Annotated in this window: 18 protein-coding genes; 16 read left to right on the top strand and 2 right to left on the bottom strand. The window is 63.2% G+C overall.

Features of this window, described 5'->3' with window-relative positions:
• Positions 1-198 precede the first annotated feature (198 nt).
• From ruvC to folD, 16 genes are all read left to right on the top strand, one after another.
• Positions 199-687, top strand: a complete 489-nt coding sequence (gene ruvC, locus Q1B16_RS11085) for a crossover junction endodeoxyribonuclease RuvC (protein ID WP_299788064.1) — start codon at positions 199-201, stop codon at positions 685-687.
• A complete protein-coding gene (ruvA, locus tag Q1B16_RS11090) occupies positions 684-1352 on the top strand; it encodes a Holliday junction branch migration protein RuvA (protein ID WP_299788066.1) in 669 nt (222 codons plus the stop codon). Before ruvC ends, ruvA begins: the two co-directional genes overlap by 4 nt.
• Positions 1353-1437: 85 nt before the next feature.
• Complete coding sequence (ruvB, locus tag Q1B16_RS11095) at positions 1438-2466, top strand: Holliday junction branch migration DNA helicase RuvB (RefSeq protein ID WP_299788068.1); 1029 nt, start codon at positions 1438-1440, stop codon at positions 2464-2466.
• 80 nt (positions 2467-2546) lie between these two features.
• Positions 2547-3185, top strand: coding sequence for a hypothetical protein (locus Q1B16_RS11100; protein WP_299788956.1), 639 nt, complete (start codon positions 2547-2549; stop codon positions 3183-3185).
• Positions 3185-3574, top strand: coding sequence for a tol-pal system-associated acyl-CoA thioesterase (ybgC, locus tag Q1B16_RS11105; protein WP_299788071.1), 390 nt, complete (start codon positions 3185-3187; stop codon positions 3572-3574). Before Q1B16_RS11100 ends, ybgC begins: the two co-directional genes overlap by 1 nt.
• Positions 3575-3691: 117 nt before the next feature.
• Positions 3692-4387 (top strand): protein TolQ, encoded by a 696-nt coding sequence (tolQ, locus tag Q1B16_RS11110; protein WP_299788074.1) that lies wholly within the window; start codon positions 3692-3694, stop codon positions 4385-4387.
• 3 nt (positions 4388-4390) lie between these two features.
• A complete protein-coding gene (gene tolR / locus Q1B16_RS11115) occupies positions 4391-4861 on the top strand; it encodes a protein TolR (protein WP_299788077.1) in 471 nt (156 codons plus the stop codon).
• A gap of 107 nt (positions 4862-4968) precedes the next feature.
• Complete coding sequence (locus Q1B16_RS11120; RefSeq protein WP_299788080.1) at positions 4969-6009, top strand: cell envelope biogenesis protein TolA; 1041 nt, start codon at positions 4969-4971, stop codon at positions 6007-6009.
• Complete coding sequence (tolB, locus tag Q1B16_RS11125) at positions 6006-7331, top strand: Tol-Pal system beta propeller repeat protein TolB (RefSeq protein ID WP_299788083.1); 1326 nt, start codon at positions 6006-6008, stop codon at positions 7329-7331. The genes Q1B16_RS11120 and tolB overlap by 4 nt, the downstream gene beginning before the upstream one ends.
• Positions 7332-7468: 137 nt before the next feature.
• A complete protein-coding gene (gene pal, locus Q1B16_RS11130; protein WP_299788086.1) occupies positions 7469-7987 on the top strand; it encodes a peptidoglycan-associated lipoprotein Pal in 519 nt (172 codons plus the stop codon).
• Positions 7988-7998: 11 nt separating this feature from the next.
• Positions 7999-8817, top strand: a complete 819-nt coding sequence (locus Q1B16_RS11135; RefSeq protein WP_299788089.1) for a tetratricopeptide repeat protein — start codon at positions 7999-8001, stop codon at positions 8815-8817.
• On the top strand, positions 8814-10163 hold the full coding sequence (tilS, locus tag Q1B16_RS11140) for a tRNA lysidine(34) synthetase TilS (protein WP_299788092.1): 1350 nt from the start codon (positions 8814-8816) through the stop codon (positions 10161-10163). The genes Q1B16_RS11135 and tilS overlap by 4 nt, the downstream gene beginning before the upstream one ends.
• Positions 10164-10241: 78 nt before the next feature.
• On the top strand, positions 10242-12164 hold the full coding sequence (ftsH, locus tag Q1B16_RS11145) for an ATP-dependent zinc metalloprotease FtsH (RefSeq protein ID WP_299788095.1): 1923 nt from the start codon (positions 10242-10244) through the stop codon (positions 12162-12164).
• Positions 12165-12302: 138 nt separating this feature from the next.
• A complete protein-coding gene (locus Q1B16_RS11150; RefSeq protein ID WP_299788098.1) occupies positions 12303-12899 on the top strand; it encodes an MOSC domain-containing protein in 597 nt (198 codons plus the stop codon).
• A 146-nt stretch (positions 12900-13045) separates the two neighbouring features.
• Positions 13046-14722 (top strand): formate--tetrahydrofolate ligase, encoded by a 1677-nt coding sequence (locus Q1B16_RS11155; protein ID WP_299788101.1) that lies wholly within the window; start codon positions 13046-13048, stop codon positions 14720-14722.
• A 132-nt stretch (positions 14723-14854) separates the two neighbouring features.
• Positions 14855-15757 (top strand): bifunctional methylenetetrahydrofolate dehydrogenase/methenyltetrahydrofolate cyclohydrolase FolD, encoded by a 903-nt coding sequence (folD, locus tag Q1B16_RS11160; RefSeq protein WP_299788104.1) that lies wholly within the window; start codon positions 14855-14857, stop codon positions 15755-15757.
• A gap of 13 nt (positions 15758-15770) precedes the next feature.
• Here folD and speB read toward each other — a convergent pair whose 3' ends face one another.
• Together speB and Q1B16_RS11170 are read right to left on the bottom strand one after the other, a co-directional pair.
• Positions 15771-16718, bottom strand: coding sequence for an agmatinase (speB, locus tag Q1B16_RS11165; RefSeq protein ID WP_299788107.1), 948 nt, complete (start codon positions 16716-16718; stop codon positions 15771-15773).
• A gap of 13 nt (positions 16719-16731) precedes the next feature.
• On the bottom strand, positions 16732-17145 hold the full coding sequence (locus Q1B16_RS11170; protein WP_299788110.1) for a PaaI family thioesterase: 414 nt from the start codon (positions 17143-17145) through the stop codon (positions 16732-16734).
• Positions 17146-17150: the final 5 nt, after the last annotated feature.

The following is a 17150-nucleotide window of genomic DNA, read 5'->3' on the forward strand; positions in this document are numbered from 1 at the left end:
AAATGTGGCGAAAGCGCCTTATTTCATGGCGCAAACCCGTCACTTCAGGTGTCGTTTTCAGGCCATTTGGCGCGATTGCGACAGGGCCAAGCCCGTTCCCGACATGAGCCCTACACACCGGCAATTTGTTTTGAATGCTTGGCGTTTGTTCGCGTTTCGTGCTAGCCGTGATGCAAAAGCAACAAGGGCGCGAGCAGCATGCGTGTTTTGGGGATCGATCCGGGCCTGCGTTTCCTTGGCTGGGGCGTGATCGAGGTCGAAGGAAGCCGTTTGCGTCACATCGCGAACGGGGTGTGTCTGTCTGGAACCGGAGAGCTGGCGCAGCGTTTGTTGGCGCTGCATGTCGGCCTGACCGAGATCTTCGAGCGGTTCCAGCCGGTAACTGTTGCCATCGAAAAGACCTTTGTGAACAAGGATGCCGTGGGCACGTTGAAGCTTGGCCAGGCGCGCGGAGTCGCGCTTTTGGTGCCCGCGCAATTCGGGCTTGAGGTGGGGGAGTATTCGCCCAATTCGGTCAAGAAAACCGTCGTGGGCGTGGGCCATGCCGACAAGCGGCAGGTGGAACACATGGTCAAGATGCAACTGCCCGGGGCGCAGATCAACGGCTCTGACGCCGCCGATGCGCTGGCGATCGCGATTTGCCATGCCCATCACATGACGGGGCCGGGCATGAGGATGCGCGCATGATCGGGCGGATCGCGGGACGGGTCGAATACAAGGGCGACGATCACGTGCTGATCGACGTGCGGGGCGTCGGCTACGTGGTCTATTGCTCGGACCGGGTGCTGGCCGGACTACCCGGCGCCGGTGAGGCGACGGCGCTTTATACCGACCTTCTGGTGCGCGAGGATATCCTTCAGTTGTTCGGCTTTCCCACGCGTGTCGAAAAGGAATGGCACCGGCTGCTGATGTCGGTTCAGGGGGTCGGGGCCAAGGCATCATTGGCGATCTTGGGCGCGCTGGGGCCTGACGGGGTGAGCCGCGCGATTGCGCTGGGCGACTGGAATTCGGTCAAGGCGGCCAAGGGGATAGGCCCCAAGACGGCGCAACGGGTCGTCAACGAACTCAAGGACAAGGCACCGACGGTGATGGCGATGGGTGGCGCCGCGTCGGTTGCGGCGGTGGCGTCGGATGACGACGCGGTGATCGAACCCGCGACTGCGGCACCCGTGCAGCCCGCCCCAAAGGTGTCGGCCTCAGCCCAGGCCGAGGCGCTGTCGGCGCTGGGCAATCTGGGCTATGCACCGGGTGAGGCGGCAGGAGCGGTCGCGCAGGCGGCAGGCGATGCGCCGGGTGCCGAGACGCCCGAGTTGATCCGCGCGGCGCTCAAGCTTTTGGCGCCGAAGGGGTAGGGGATGCGAATGCTCATCTTCCATTTTCGGCCTCTATGCTTCGATGGCACCACGAGAACAGGTCGTAAGTGCTTGAGGAGCGGCCATGTCGTCTGACCCGATCATGCGCCCCGACCCGCTGCCCGAGGACCGGGACCGCGCCTTACGGCCCCAGATGCTTGAGGATTTCGTCGGACAAGCCGAAGCGCGGGCCAATCTGCGCGTGTTCATCCAGTCGGCACGTCAACGGGGCGAGTCGATGGACCACACCCTGTTTCACGGGCCGCCGGGGCTGGGGAAAACGACTCTGGCGCAGATCATGTCGCGCGAGCTTGGGGTCGGGTTTCGCATGACCTCGGGACCGGTGCTGGCCAAGGCGGGTGATCTTGCGGCGATCCTGACCAATCTCGAAGCGCGCGACGTGCTGTTCATCGACGAGATCCACCGCCTGAATCCGGCGGTGGAAGAGGTGCTTTACCCGGCGATGGAGGATTACGAGCTTGATCTCGTGATCGGCGAAGGCCCGGCGGCGCGGACGGTTCGGATCGAATTGCAGCCCTTTACGCTTGTCGGCGCGACGACGCGGCTGGGTCTTTTGACGACGCCCTTGCGGGATCGGTTCGGCATTCCGACGCGGTTGAATTTCTACACCGAGGACGAGCTTGACCTGATCGTTGCGCGCAATGCCGTGAAGCTGGGGGTCGAAGCGGCCCCGGAAGGCACGCGCGAGATTGCACGGCGGTCGCGCGGCACGCCCCGGATCGCGGGTCGCCTGTTGCGCCGCGTGGTGGATTTCGCGGTGGTGGATGGTGATGGCGTTGTCACCAAGGACCTGGCCGACAGTGCCTTGACCCGGCTGGGGGTGGACGGGCTTGGCCTTGATGCGGCGGACCGGCGATATCTGCGGCTGATCGCCGAGAATTACCAGGGTGGGCCCGTGGGGATCGAGACGCTGTCGGCGGCGCTGTCGGAAAGCCGGGATGCGCTGGAAGAGGTGATCGAGCCATACCTGTTGCAACAGGGCCTTATCCAGCGCACGCCGCGCGGGCGGATGCTGGCCCAGAAGGGTTGGAGCCATCTGGGGCTGGCCGTGCCGCCCTCTCCCGGGCAGTCGGACCTCTTCGGTCGCGCCTGACTTGCCGCGCGCGGCACCCTGTGCCAGAGGTCGGATTTACGTATTTGGAAAGAGAAGAAGCAGGGGGTCGGTGCCTCATGATGGACGCAGCCGAGGTTGAACGGTTCTTTACGCGATCGGATGGATCCTACCTCTTTGCGCGCTGGGGGCGGCCAATCGCGCCAATCGTGTTCGGTGTCGAGGACGCAACGCTGTCCGTGGTCAAAGGCGCGTTCGAGGCGGTGTGCGCCATGGCGGGGCACCAGATGGCGGAAACCGATCCCGAACTGGGCACCAATGTCATGGTGTTTTTCTTTCGCGAGTGGGCCGAATTGCTCGAGGTGCGCGATCTGGATCGGCTGATTGACGGCCTTGCCCCGCTGGTGGCGCGGCTGTCGGAGGCGGAGGCCAATCAGTACCGGGTGTTTCGCTTCGACGAGTCGGGCGCGATCAAGGCCTGTTTCATTTTCCTGCGGATGGACGCGGTCATGTCGGCGCAGCCTGCCGAAACGCTGGCCTTGGCGCAGGTGGTGCAATCCATGCTGCTCTGGTCCGATCTGGCCTTCACAGATCGGTCTCCGCTGGGACAATTGGACGATGGGCGTGTCGTGCTCAGGCCCGAGATCGGGGCGCTGATCCGGGCGGCATATGATCCGGTGATGCCGGCCATGGCAGACGATCCGAGCCACGCCTTGCGGCTGGCTGCACGGATGCAGGTGGCACAGGGGAGTGTGAGCTGATGGTGCATGAACTTGCCGTGCGGGTGTATTACGAGGACACCGACATGGGCGGAATCGTCTATTACGCCAACTATCTGCGCTATATCGAACGCGCGCGGTCTGATTGGGTGCGGTCGCTTGGAGTCGATCAAAACGCCATGCGCGAGGACGACGGTGTGGTCTTTGTCGTGCGCCGGGTCGAGGCCGATTACTTGATGCCCGCGAAATTCGACGACGACCTGGTGGTGCGCACGGTGGTGAAAGCGGTCACCGGGGTGCGCCTGATCATGTCGCAAGAGGTGCTTCGTGGCGAAGATCTGCTGTTCCAGGCCGAGGTGACGGTGGTCTGCGTGAACCAGCTCGGAGCGCCCGCCCGGCTTCCGGCAAATATCCGCCGTCAGATTCACTAGCCGGCCGAATTGCGCATGAAGTGACGCCATTGTGTTGGCGTTTCCCCTGCAATTGCGGTATTGAGGCTGCTAATCAGAGCCCGATCAATTGGGGCCAACCGGCTAAAGAGCAGGCAGATGGAAGCAGAAACACTTGCGTTGGCGCAGGAGATTGATTTCTCCATGTGGGGACTTTTCGCGCGCGCGACGCTGACAGTCAAACTCGTGATGGTCATGTTGATCATCGCGTCCTTCTGGGCGTGGGCGATCATTTTCGAAAAGCTGATCTCCTATCGCAAGGCGCGCGCCGAAGCGGCCGAATTCGACCGGGCGTTCTGGTCGGGCGAGCCGCTGGACGAATTGTTCGATCAGGTCGGCCCGGACCCGGACGGGCGTGCCAAGAAGGTCTTTGCCGCCGGGATGACCGAATGGCGCCGCTCGCATCGCGACGATGGCGGGTTGATCGCCGGGGCGCATGCGCGGATCGATCGGTCGATGGATGTGGCGATCCAGAAGGAAGCCGAGGATTTGCAGAAAAACCTTGCCGTTCTGGCAACGGTCGGCTCGGTCGCGCCGTTTGTCGGGCTGTTCGGGACGGTCTGGGGCATCATGCACGCCTTCGTCGAGATTGCACAGCAGCAGAATACGTCGCTTGTTGTCGTGGCGCCCGGTATTGCCGAGGCGTTGCTGGCGACAGGTCTTGGCCTGCTCGCCGCGATCCCGGCGGTCGTGTTCTATAACAAGCTGTCGGCGGACAGCGACCGTATCCTGGCCGGGTACGAATCCTTTGCCGACGAATTCTCGACCATCCTCAGCCGCCAGTTGGACAGCTGAGCCATGGGAGGAGGCGTTGTCAGACAAGGAGGAGGCGGCGGGCGCAGGCGGAGAAAAGGCCGCGCGATGCCGATGTCCGAAATCAACGTCACGCCCTTCGTCGACGTGATGATGGTGTTGCTCATCATCTTCATGGTGGCGGCGCCCTTGTTGACGGTTGGTGTGCCCGTGGAATTGCCGAAGACAGCCGCGTCGGCCCTGCCGTCGGAAACCGAAGAGCCGCTCACCGTGACCATCGGGGCCGACGGGATCGTGTCGATCCAGAATACCGAAGTCGCCCGTGAGGAGCTTGTGCCGCGCCTTCAGGCGATTGCGGCGGAACGCTCGGATGACCGCGTGTTCATGCGTGCCGACGGGGCCGTGACCTACGAGGTCGTGGCACAGGTCATGGGCGCGCTGAATGCCGGTGGATTCAGCTCCATCGGGCTTGTGACCGATATCGGGGGGCCGGCTCTTGACGGGTCGGATGGCTGAGGCGCGCAGTGCATACGGGCCATTATATATCCGGCACCGCTCATGGAGTGTTGATCCTTTGGGCTTTGTTCGGGGGTGTTTTTCGAAGCGACCCCCCAGAGGTTCAGGTGTCTGAGGTCTCGGTCATCTCGGAGGCGCAATTCGCCGCGATGATGCAGCCGCAGCCTGCGCCGGTTTTGGGCGCCGAACCGGCCGCCTTGCCTGAGCCGGATGTAACGGAACCCGTACCCGAACCGCCGGTCGAAGAGACACCGCCCGCGCCGACGCCCGATCCGGTCGAACCGGAAGCCGTCGCGCCGGATCCCGTTCCCGAACCCGTCGCACCTTTGCCGGAACCACCTGCGGCCGAGGACTTGCCGCAGCCGCCCGCACCGGAACCGGTGCCCGAGGTGGAGGCGCCGGACGTGGCGTTGCGCCCCATCCCGCGCCCCGCGCCGCGCGTGGCCCCCGAGGCCGTACCGGAACCCGCGCCCGAGGCAGAGATCGCGCCGGAGGTGCAGGAAACCGTGGAGCAGTCGGAGACACCGGATGTGACCGACGCCGAGGAACAGCAGGCGACGGCACCCGAAGCGGCCGCCACCGAGATCGTGACCGAAGCCGAAGAACCGGCCCGGGCGCCGACGGCCTCGATTCGTCCGCAGACACGCCCGAACCGTCCGACTGCGCCCACGCAGACGGTGGCGGCACCGCCCGCCACCGCCGAGCCGGACCCTGCGCCCGCGCCGACACCGGCCGAGCCGGACACAGCGGCGGATGCGACCGCGTCAGCGATTGCCGGGGCGCTTGAAGAAGCGCTATCGGGTGCTGCTTCGGGCACGCCGGACGGCCCGCCCCTGACGACGGGCGAACGCGACGGCTTCCGGATCGCGGTTCAGGAGTGCTGGGTCGTCGATGTCGGGTCGCAAGCGGCGAATGTGACTGTTACTGTGGGCTTCGAGATGGACCGCTCGGGTCGGGTCGTCACGTCGAGCCTGCGGATGCTGGCGGCCAGCGGCGGAGATGGATCGGCTGCGGAAACCGCGTTCCAGGCCGCGCGCCGGGCTATTCTGCGGTGCCAAGGGGATGGTTATGCCTTGCCCGCCGAGAAATTTGATCAGTGGAAGACCGTCGAGATGACGTTCAACCCAGAGAGTATGAGGATCCGATGAAACAGATCGTTGCGTCGTTTTTGACTGTTTTGATGTTGGCCATCTGCGCGCCGCTCGCGGCGCTGGCGCAGAGCGGGCCGTTGCGGATCGAAATCACCGAAGGGGTTGTCGAACCGTTGCCCTACGCGGTGCCGGATTTCGTCGCCGAAAGCGCCGGGGCGCAACAATTGGCGCAACAGATCGCGCGCGTCGTGGCCGAGGACCTGACAGGAACGGGCCTCTTCCGCGAAGTGCCGCGCGAGGCGCATATCAGCCAGGTGACGAGCTTCGGCAGCCCGGTCCAGTTCGCCGACTGGAAAGCCATCAACGCGCAGGCGCTCATCACCGGTGCCGTCAGCGAAGAGGGCGGGCGCGTCGTGGTCAAGTTCCGCGTCTGGGACGTGTTCGCCGGGACCGAACTGGGTCAGGGAATGCAATTTGCGGGCACGCCTGACGGCTGGCGTCGCATGGCGCACAAGGTGGCCGATCAGGTCTACAGCCGGATCACCGGCGAAAGCGGATATTTCGACAGCCGTGTCGTGTTCGTGTCCGAAAGCGGCCCCAAGGACCAGCGCGCGAAACGCCTTGCGGTCATGGATTACGACGGGGCGAATGTGCAGTACCTGACGGGCAGCAACGCGCTTGTTCTGGCGCCGCGCTTTTCGGAAGATGGGCAGCGCGTGCTTTACACCAGCTATGAAACCGGAATGCCGCGCGTGCATGTGCTCGAGGTGGGAACGGTGCAAAGCCGGATCCTGCAAGGCCAGGATGGCGTTATGAGCTTTGCCCCCCGGTTCGCGCCGAATGGGCAGACGGTGGTTTATTCCCTGACGCGGGGATCAAACACAGATATCTGGGCAATGGATATCGGCAGCGGCGGGACCCGGCAGCTGACGAACGCGCCGTCGATCGAAACCGCGCCCAGCTATTCTCCGGATGGCAGTCAGATCGTTTTCGAAAGCGACCGCTCTGGCACGCAGCAGCTTTACGTCATGCCCGCAGGCGGCGGTGAGGCGCGGCGGATCAGCTTTGGTCAGGGACGCTATTCCACGCCGGTCTGGTCCCCGCGCGGTGACATGATCGCGTTCACCAAGCAGAACGCGGGTCGGTTCCATATCGGTGTGATGCGGACGGATGGCTCCGAAGAGCGTCTGCTCACCGCGTCGTTCCTCGATGAGGGTCCGACCTGGGCTCCGAATGGGCGGGTCATCATGTTCGCGCGGGAAACGCAGGGCGCGCAGGGGGCGTCATCGCTTTATACCGTCGACATTTCGGGCCGGAACCTCAAGCGCGTGCGCACACCGGAAGGGGCGTCGGACCCGAGCTGGGGACCCTTGCAGTGACGCGTGCGACTTCACCAGAAATTAATGTGGAGCGCCCAGAATTTTCGTACGAAAATTCTGAAACACCGCAGATGACTAGGCGCGGCAGCGATGCTGTGATAAATTCCGTTCAAAGATAAAAGAGAGCAGGACATCTCATGCGACTTTCCGCAAAAATCACGATGCTGATGGCCGTATTGGCCGTGTCAGCCTGTACCAACGCCAATCGCTTCGACAACGACGCCGTGGATCTCAACGCAGCCACTGGTCAGGCCGGGGGCATCGTTCCCGGCAGCGCGAGCGACCCCAGCTCCCCCGCCTATTTCCAGCAGACCGTCGGGGACCGGGTGCTTTTCGCGGTGGATCAATCCACGCTCAGCCCCGAGGCGCGTGCGACGCTGGACGGTCAGGTCCAATGGCTGCGCACCAATGCCGATTACAACGCGGTGATCGAAGGCCATGCCGACGAACAGGGGACGCGCGCGTACAACCTCGCGCTCGGCGCGCGCCGGGCCAACGCGGTGATGGAGTACCTGATCGCGCAGGGCATTCCGTCCAACCGTCTGCGTTTTGTCAGCTACGGCAAGGAACGCCCCATTGAAATTTGCTCGGAAGAGGCGTGTTATGCCAAGAACCGGCGGGCGGTGACCATCATCTCCGCAGGTTTGACGAGCTGACGGAGTCCTGAATGCGCCTTGCGGCAATCTTACTGAGTTGTGCCATCGCGGTCGCGCCCCTTGGGGTGCGGGCGCAGGAAACCCTGGCGGACATCCGTCAGGATCTGTCGGTATTGTCCGTCGAGGTCCAGAAACTCAAACGCGAGTTGAGCACAACCGGCGGCACATCCATCGTGCTGCCCAGCGGTGCGCTTGACCGGATCAATGCGATCGAAGCGGAATTGCAGCGTCTGACCGCCAAGACTGAAGAGCTGGAGTTCCGCGTCAGCAGCGTCGCCGAAGACGGCGCACAGCGCGTGGGCGATCTTGAATTCCGGCTCTGTGAATTGGAACAAGGCTGCGACATCGGCGCTTTGGGCAAGACACCGACTTTGGGTGGGGAGACCGCAGCGGTCGCTCCGCCGGTGGTGTCTCCGGCATCGCAAACGGGCAACACGGAATTGGCTGTCGGCGAAGAAACCGACTTTCGGCGAGCTGGGGAGGCGCTCGCCCAAGGTGACTTTCAATCCGCCGCAGAGCAGTTTGCGACCTTTCGCCAGACCTATCCGGGTGGACCGCTAGAGGCCCAGGCGCTTGTCGCCGAGGGTCGTGCGCTCGAAGGATTGGGCAATACGCGCGATGCCGCGCGGCGGTATCTGGATGCCTATGCCGGCTACCCTGACGATGCCGCCGGGCCAGAGGCGCTGTGGCGGTTGGGCGTCGCTCTTGGAACGCTCGGCAATGTCTCCGAAGCCTGTGTGACCCTGTCCGAGGTCGCTGGCCGGTATCCCGGCAGCAGTGATGCCATCGCCGAGGCCAACGCCGCCAAGGCCCGGTTCAACTGCCAGTGAAGGACACGCCGCTAGCGCAGCGGTTTGCCGACACGATGGGCCAGCTTCTTGGTCCCGATTTTCCATCCGATCTTGGGCTTGCGGTCTCCGGTGGTGGGGACAGCATGGCCATGCTTTATCTCGCCCATAACTGGACACGCCAATATGGTGTGCGGCTTTGGGTGGTGACTGTCGATCATCGGTTGCGACCCGAAAGCGCGTCCGAGGCCGCGATGGTGGCGGAGGAATGCGCTGCACTTGGCTGGCCCCATACCACGGTCCGCTGGCAGTGGGATGGTCGCGGCAACGTGCAGAATGCCGCCCGGCGGGCCAGGCTCTCCTTGATTGATAGGTGGCGCGGCAATCTGCGCCACGTTCTGTTCGCGCATACACAGGACGATCAGGCGGAAACGGTGTTGATGCGGTTGATGCGCGGGTCGGGCGTGGACGGTCTGGCCGGGATGCGTGCGGTCCGCGAGGTGACGCCGCATCCGGTGTCGATACCGGCATTGGACCCTGAGACCGTCTCCGGTGATCTGCCGGATCGGGGCCAGGTCTCGCCCGGGTTTTCGTTGGTGCGTCCTTGCCTGGAGTTCCAGCGCGAGGAGTTGCGGCACTTTGCAGGCGTGCTCAAGGGCCGCTGGGTCGAAGACCCGACAAACGACGATCGAACCTACGATCGGGTACGCGTTCGGCATTTGTTAGGACATTTGCGGCAAGAAGGGCTTACCGCAGAGGTGCTGGTCGAAACGTCCCATCGCATGGCGCGGGCGCGGGACGGGTTGCAGGCGCGTCTGGTCGATGCCTTTCGGCAGATTTCCGTTCCGGCGCCACTGGGGCAGGTGCGCGTCGAACGGGACGGGTTCGCGCGTTTGGACAGCGAAACGCAGCTTCGGCTGCTGACATCGGCGCTGTGTTACGTGGCGTCGTCCGAATACAGGCCGCGCGCAGTGTCGAGCGAGGGGCTGCTGACGCAGGTGCTGTCGGGAAAAGGCGGCACCCTGCACGGCGCAGACGTGATTGTGGAGCGGGACCATATTCGCATCGTGCGCGAAGCCGCGGCTGTAGAGAAGGGCCGGTGCAGTCTTGAGCATCTTTGGGATGGCCAATGGCTGCTTTGCGACGATGACCGCGCCTTGCCTCAGGATGCGGTGGTCGGCGCATTGACCGAGGCGGGTTGGGCCCAGATCGCGGATCGCTCGGATCTGGGCGTGCCGCACCGGGCGGCGCTTGGTCTGCCCGCGGTCTGGTCAGGTGACGCTTTGATCGCGTGTCCGGCTCTTGGCGTGGGGCCCGGGATTACGGTGCGGCGCTTTGTCCTTGGGCGGCCCGACACCGGTTTTGAGGCATTTTGTCTTTCGCATTGAACACGCGCTGCGCATGTCTATGTTAAAGGCCAAGAGACACGGGCCCATTCGCCCCTGTCACAATCAGGAGAAATTTCCTTGGGCAACGCACGAAATATCGCCTTTTGGGTCGTTCTGTTCCTGCTGATCCTGGCGCTTTTCAACATCTTTTCTGGCGGTGGCAGCACCCTTCAGAGCCGTGAAATCAGCTATTCCGATTTCGTGGCTGCGGTTGAAGACAACACGGTCAGCTCGGTCACGTTGGACGGTGAACAGCTACGGTTCCGCAGCACGGACGGTCAGGACTACGTGGCGATCAAACCGGAAGACGCGACCGTCACGGATTTGCTGATCGAGAACAATGTTCCGATCCGCGCCGAGCAGCAGCAGCAATCGGGCTTCCAGTCCTTCCTGCTCAGCCTGCTTCCGTTCCTTCTGCTGATCGGTGTCTGGATCTATTTCATGAACCGGATGCAGGGCGGTGGCAAAGGCGGTGCGATGGGTTTCGGCAAATCCAAGGCCAAGCTGCTGACGGAAAAGCATGGCCGTGTGACGTTTGACGACGTGGCTGGCATCGACGAAGCCAAGGAAGAGCTGGAAGAGATCGTGGAATTCCTGCGCAACCCGCAGCGGTTCTCGCGTCTCGGCGGCAAGATCCCCAAGGGCGCTCTGCTTGTAGGTCCTCCGGGGACGGGTAAAACGCTTCTGGCGCGCGCCATCGCGGGCGAGGCGGGTGTGCCCTTCTTCACCATTTCCGGGTCCGACTTCGTTGAAATGTTTGTCGGTGTCGGCGCATCCCGTGTGCGCGATATGTTCGAACAGGCCAAGAAGAATGCGCCCTGTATCGTCTTCATCGACGAGATCGATGCCGTGGGTCGTGCCCGTGGCGCGGGTTACGGTGGCGGCAATGACGAGCGCGAACAGACGCTCAACCAGTTGCTTGTCGAGATGGACGGGTTCGAGGCAAACGAAGGCGTGATCATCGTGGCGGCAACCAACCGGCGTGACGTTCTTGACCCGGCGCTGCTGCGTCCCGGTCGTTTCGACCGTCAGGTCACGGTTCCCAATCCCGACATCAAGGGACGTGAGAAAATCCTCGGCGTGCACGCCCGCAAGACGCCGCTTGGCCCCGATGTGGACCTGCGCATCATCGCGCGCGGGACGCCCGGGTTTTCGGGTGCCGATCTGGCAAACCTCGTGAACGAGGCTGCCTTGATGGCGGCCCGGGTCGGGCGACGCTTCGTCACGATGGAGGATTTCGAGAACGCCAAGGATAAGGTCATGATGGGGGCCGAACGGCGCTCGATGGTGCTGACGCCCGAACAGAAGGAAAAGACCGCGTATCACGAGGCTGGACACGCCATCGTCGGGCTGACGCTGCCGCAATGCGATCCGGTCTACAAGGCGACGATCATTCCGCGCGGTGGTGCTTTGGGCATGGTGGTATCGCTGCCCGAGATCGACCGCCTAAACTGGCACAAATCCGAATGCGAGGAAAAGCTGGCCATGACCATGGCGGGCAAGGCGGCCGAGATCATCAAGTATGGCCCGGAGAACGTCTCGAACGGACCTGCCGGTGACATTCAGCAGGCCAGCGCGCTGGCGCGGGCGATGGTGCTTCAATGGGGGATGTCCGACAAGGTCGGCAATATCGACTACCGTGAAGCAGCCGAAGGTTATAGCGGCAACACTGCCGGTTTCTCGGTCTCGGCCAACACCAAGGAAATGATCGAACAGGAGGTCAAGCGCTTCATTCAGGAGGCTTATGACCGCGCCTACGAGATCCTGACCGAGAAGAAGGATGAATGGGAACGGCTGGCACAAGGTCTGCTCGAGTACGAAACGCTGACCGGCGACGAGATCAAGCGCGTCATCCGGGGCGAACCTCCGCATTCCGGCGACGACGACGCGTCCGGTGATGTGGCGGACAAGAAGCCGAGCCTGACAGCCATTCCCAAGACAAAGCCGAAGTCGAAAAAGCCCACGGACGAAGGCGGGATGGAGCCGGAACCGACGGCCTGACGATCGGCAAAACCAAGATCAAAAGCCCCGATGTTCATGCGAACGTCGGGGCTTTTTCGTTGCGGTACCACTCGTTTTGGCTTGTCCTCAGGGACGCTCCGGGGTTCTTTCCCACCAATCATGATCGGAGGGATCGGTATGCCTGCTTTGAAACCCACGGAGTTTTCCGCGACCGTCAGGTGGATCGGTCGGGTGCCGGTCGAGGGTGAGGCCATCTTGTCCGCCGCAATCGATACGCTCGACCTGGGATTTGACGGTCCGGTCGGGGAACGCCATTCCGGCCGGACACGGCCTTCATGCAGCCGCGTGACCTCGCAACACGCGCGCGGTATCGAGATTGCCAATGTGCGGCAGCTTTCCATCGTCTCTGCCGAGGAACTGGCCGAGATCGCGTCGGAGATGGACCTCGACCGGATCGACCCCACTTGGTTGGGAGCAACTTTGGTCATCGAAGGGATCCCGGAATTCACCCTTGTGCCGCCGTCGTCCCGTTTGCAGGGTCCGGACGGGGTGACGCTGATCGTGGATATGGAAAACCGCCCATGCCATTTGCCCGCGCGGGAGATCGAAGCGCTGCATCCGGGCAAGGGCAAGGCATTCAAGACCGCCGCGAAGAACATGCGCGGTGTGACCGCCTGGGTGGAGCGTCCCGGGCGGCTGACACTTGGCGACAGCCTACGGCTGCATGTTCCGGATCAGCCGGTTTGGTCGCATCTGGGGGCGGCGCGCGCCTGACAAAACGTGCGGAGGTTTCCGATTGGCGACGGTAAGACGTCGATCCCGCCGCTGTTTCGTCGGGAAGTGTCGGTTTCGCAGCGCCTTGCCTCTGGTGTGCGACTGTATGCCTTTGGCACATACAGGTCCGAACAGGGGAGCCCTTCATGTCGTTCAAATCGGATATCGAGATCGCCCGCGAGGCGCAGAAGCGCCCCATTCAGGAAATCGGCGAGAAAATCGGGATCGGGTCCGAGGACCTGCTGCCCTATGGCCATGACAAGGCCAAGGTCAGCCAATCCTTCATCAATTCCGTGCAGGATCGCCCGGACGGCAAGCTGGTGCTTGTCACCGCGATCAACCCGACCCCCGCGGGTGAGGGCAAGACCACCACGACGGTCGGGCTGGGCGACGGGCTGAACCATATCGGCAAGAAAACGATGGTGTGCATCCGTGAAGCCTCGCTGGGGCCGAACTTCGGCATGAAGGGCGGTGCTGCGGGTGGCGGTCATGCGCAGGTGGTTCCGATGGAGGACATGAACCTGCACTTCACCGGTGACTTCCACGCGATCACCAGCGCGCACAGCCTGCTGTCGGCGATGATCGACAATCACATCTACTGGGGCAATGAGCTTGATATCGACATCCGCCGCGTTGTGTGGCGGCGTGTGGTCGACATGAACGACCGGGCCCTGCGCCAGATCACCTGTTCGCTGGGCGGTGTGGCCAACGGCTTCCCGCGCGAGGCCGGGTTCGACATCACCGTGGCCTCTGAGGTCATGGCGATCCTGTGTCTGGCCAAAGACCTCAAGGACCTCGAAAAGCGTCTGGGTGATATGATCGTTGCCTATCGCCGCGACCGCAGCCCGGTGTTTTGCCGCGACATCAAGGCGGAAGGGGCGATGACGGTGTTGCTCAAGGACGCGATGCAGCCGAACCTCGTGCAGACGCTGGAAAACAATCCGGCCTTCGTGCATGGCGGTCCCTTTGCCAATATCGCGCATGGCTGCAACTCCGTTATCGCGACGACCACGGCGCTGAAGCTTGCAGAGTATGTGGTGACGGAAGCCGGGTTCGGGGCGGACCTTGGGGCCGAGAAATTCATGAACATCAAGTGTCGCAAGGCGGGCATCGCGCCGTCCGTCGTCGTCTGCGTCGCAACGGTGCGGGCGATGAAGATGAACGGCGGCGTGGCCAAGGCCGATCTGGGCGCCGAGAACGTGGACGCAGTCAAGGCGGGCTGCCCCAACCTTGGGCGGCATATCGAGAACCTCAAGAGCTTCGGCGTGCCGGTCGTTGTGGCGATCAACCACTTTGTGACCGACACTGACGCTGAGATCGAGGCGGTCAAGGACTTCGTTGCGGGCCAGGGGGCCGAGGCGGTTCTCAGCCGTCATTGGGAACTTGGGTCGAAAGGCTCGGCTGACCTTGCGACCAAAGTGGTCGAGGTTGCGGAGCGCGGTGAGGCCAAATTCGCGCCGATCTATCCCGACGAGATGTCGCTGGCCGACAAGGTTCGGACCATCGCCAAGAAGATCTACCGTGCGGATGACGCCGTGATGGATCAGAAAATCCTCGATCAGCTGAAGCTTTGGGAAGACCAGGGTTACGGCACGCTGCCGGTCTGCATGGCCAAGACGCAGTATTCGTTCTCGACCGATCCCAACCAGCGCGGCGCGCCCACGGGATTCACGATCCCCGTGCGTGAGGTGCGGTTGTCCGCCGGAGCCGGGTTCATCGTGGTGGTCTGCGGTGAGATCATGACCATGCCAGGTCTGCCGCGTGTGCCATCGGCAGAGAGCATTTGTCTCAACGATGCAGGCCAGATCGAAGGGTTGTTCTGATGTGATGACGGGTGGGCGCTCGGGCTGCGCCCATCGCCCCACCCGCTATCCCATCTCGCGCTGTTACTCAGCCCTTGCCGATTTTGGGCCAGCGGTGGATATGCATATTTGTGAAAAGAAGAAGGACGGACCATGAGCGCAAAGATCATTGACGGGAAAGCTTTTGCGGCGACGGTTCGCGAGAAAGTGGCAGGGCATGTCGCGCGCCTGAAAGAGGAGCACGGGTTGACGCCGGGCTTGGCCGTGGTGCTGGTGGGCGAAGACCCGGCGAGCCAAGTCTATGTTCGCTCCAAGGGCAAGGCCACGAAGGAAGCGGGTATGCTCGGGGTCGAGTACCGGCTCGATGTCGATGCGCCGCAGGGCGAATTGCTCCGCCTGATCGATGATTTGAACGCGAACCCAGCGATCCATGGCATTCTGGTGCAGTTGCCTTTGCCGTCGCATATCGATGCGGATCTCGTCATCAACGCCATCGATCCGGCCAAGGACGTGGACGGGTTTCACATCTCGAATGTCGGGTTGCTGGGCACGGGACAGAAAAGCATGGTGCCCTGCACGCCGCTGGGCTGCCTGATGATGTTGCGCGACCATCATGGATCGCTGTCGGGCATGGACGCGGTGGTGATCGGGCGGTCGAATATTGTGGGCAAGCCGATGGCGCAGCTTTTGCTGGGCGAGAGTTGTACCGTTACCATCGCGCATTCGCGGACGAAGGATCTGCCCGAGGTGGTGCGCCGTGCCGATATCGTTGTGGCGGCCGTCGGTCGACCCGGGATGGTGACAGGAGACTGGATCAAACCCGGTGCCACGGTGATGGATGTCGGCATCAACCGGATCGATGCGCCCGAAAAGGGTGAGGGCAAGACCCGGCTTGTCGGGGATTGCGATTTCGACAGCTGCGCAGAGGTGGCCGGTGCGATCACGCCGGTTCCCGGCGGCGTTGGGCCCATGACTATCGCCTGTCTGTTGGCGAACACGGTGACCGCGTGCCGTCGGATCAACGGCCTGGCCGAGCCGGAGGGCCTGACCGCCTGACCGCCTGACGGCGTTAGCCGGTCTGCGCCTTTGGCAGAGCGCAGAGCATCTCGAACAAGAGGTTCGACGCGATCAGCGCCGTGGTGCCGGTGGCGTCGAAGGGTGGGGACACTTCGACCAGATCGCCGCCCACCAGGTTCAGCCCGGCGCACCCGCGCACGATTTCCAGCGCCTGCCACGTGCTGAGCCCGCCCATTTCCACGGTCCCCGTACCGGGCGCAAAAGCGGGGTCGAGGCTGTCGATGTCGTAGCTCAGGTAGACGGGCACATCACCGATCTTATTCCGAATATCGGCCATGAGCGGGGCCAGCGATTTGTACCAGCACTGTTCCGCTGGGATCACCGTCCAGCCCTGATCGCGGGCCCAGTTCCAGTCGTCCGGGCTGTAGCCCGAGCCGCGCAGGCCGATCTGCCAGACCTTGTCGTTTTGCAGGCAGCCTTCCTCCCAGGCGCGGCGAAACGGGGTGCCGTGGGCTTCTTTTTCGCCGAACATCTCGTCGCTGGTGTCGGCATGGGCATCGACATGTATGAGCGCGACGGGCCCGTGCTTTTCCTTGATCGCGCGCAGGATTGGCCAGGTCAGCGTGTGGTCGCCGCCAAGGGTCAGCGGGATCGCACCGTGCTTCAGGATATCGCGGTAGTGATCGGCGATGATGCCGATGGTTTTCTTCAGATCGAAGGTGTTGATCGGAACATCGCCGATATCGGCCACCTGCATGTGTTCGAAGGGCGCGGCCCCGGTCGCCATATTATAGGGGCGCATCATCCGGCTTTCCTCGCGGATTTGGCGCGGACCAAGACGGGTGCCGGGGCGATTCGACGCGCCGTGATCCATGGGTATGCCGACGAAACAGGCGTCCAGCCCTTCGGCGGTCGGCTGCGCGGGCAGGCGCATCATGGTGTTCGGGCCGGAAAACCGGGGAGAATCATTGCCGCCAAGCGGCTGGTTGAACGTGGCCATCGGGCGTATCCTTCTAAAGATCGACGGGCATCATCGTGCCCATGAGACAGGCGACATGGCGTTCGGTGCGATCGGTTTCGGCGTAGACGTCAGAGGCCACGACAATCAGACGCCGCCCCGGTTTCACGACGCGACCGCGCGCAATCAACCGATCTCCCTTGGCAGGGGCGAGCAGGTTGATCTTGATCTCGGCGGTGACCACTTCCTGATGCACCGGGATCAGGGTTAGGGCGGCATATCCGGCAGCGCTGTCGCCGATGGAGAATGTCAGTCCCGCGTGTCCGAAGCCCTGTTGCTGCATCGCTCCGGGCAGGATCGGCGCGGTGATCGTGGCGCTGCCATCACCGGCTTGGATCAGTTGCGCGCCAAGCGTGGCCATCATGGACTGTCGGTCGAAACTGGCCTGGATGCGTGGGTCGATGGTCATGCCGA

Origin of the sequence: uncultured Marivita sp. (assembly GCF_947488135.1) — a bacterium.
Lineage (GTDB): Bacteria > Pseudomonadota > Alphaproteobacteria > Rhodobacterales > Rhodobacteraceae > Marivita.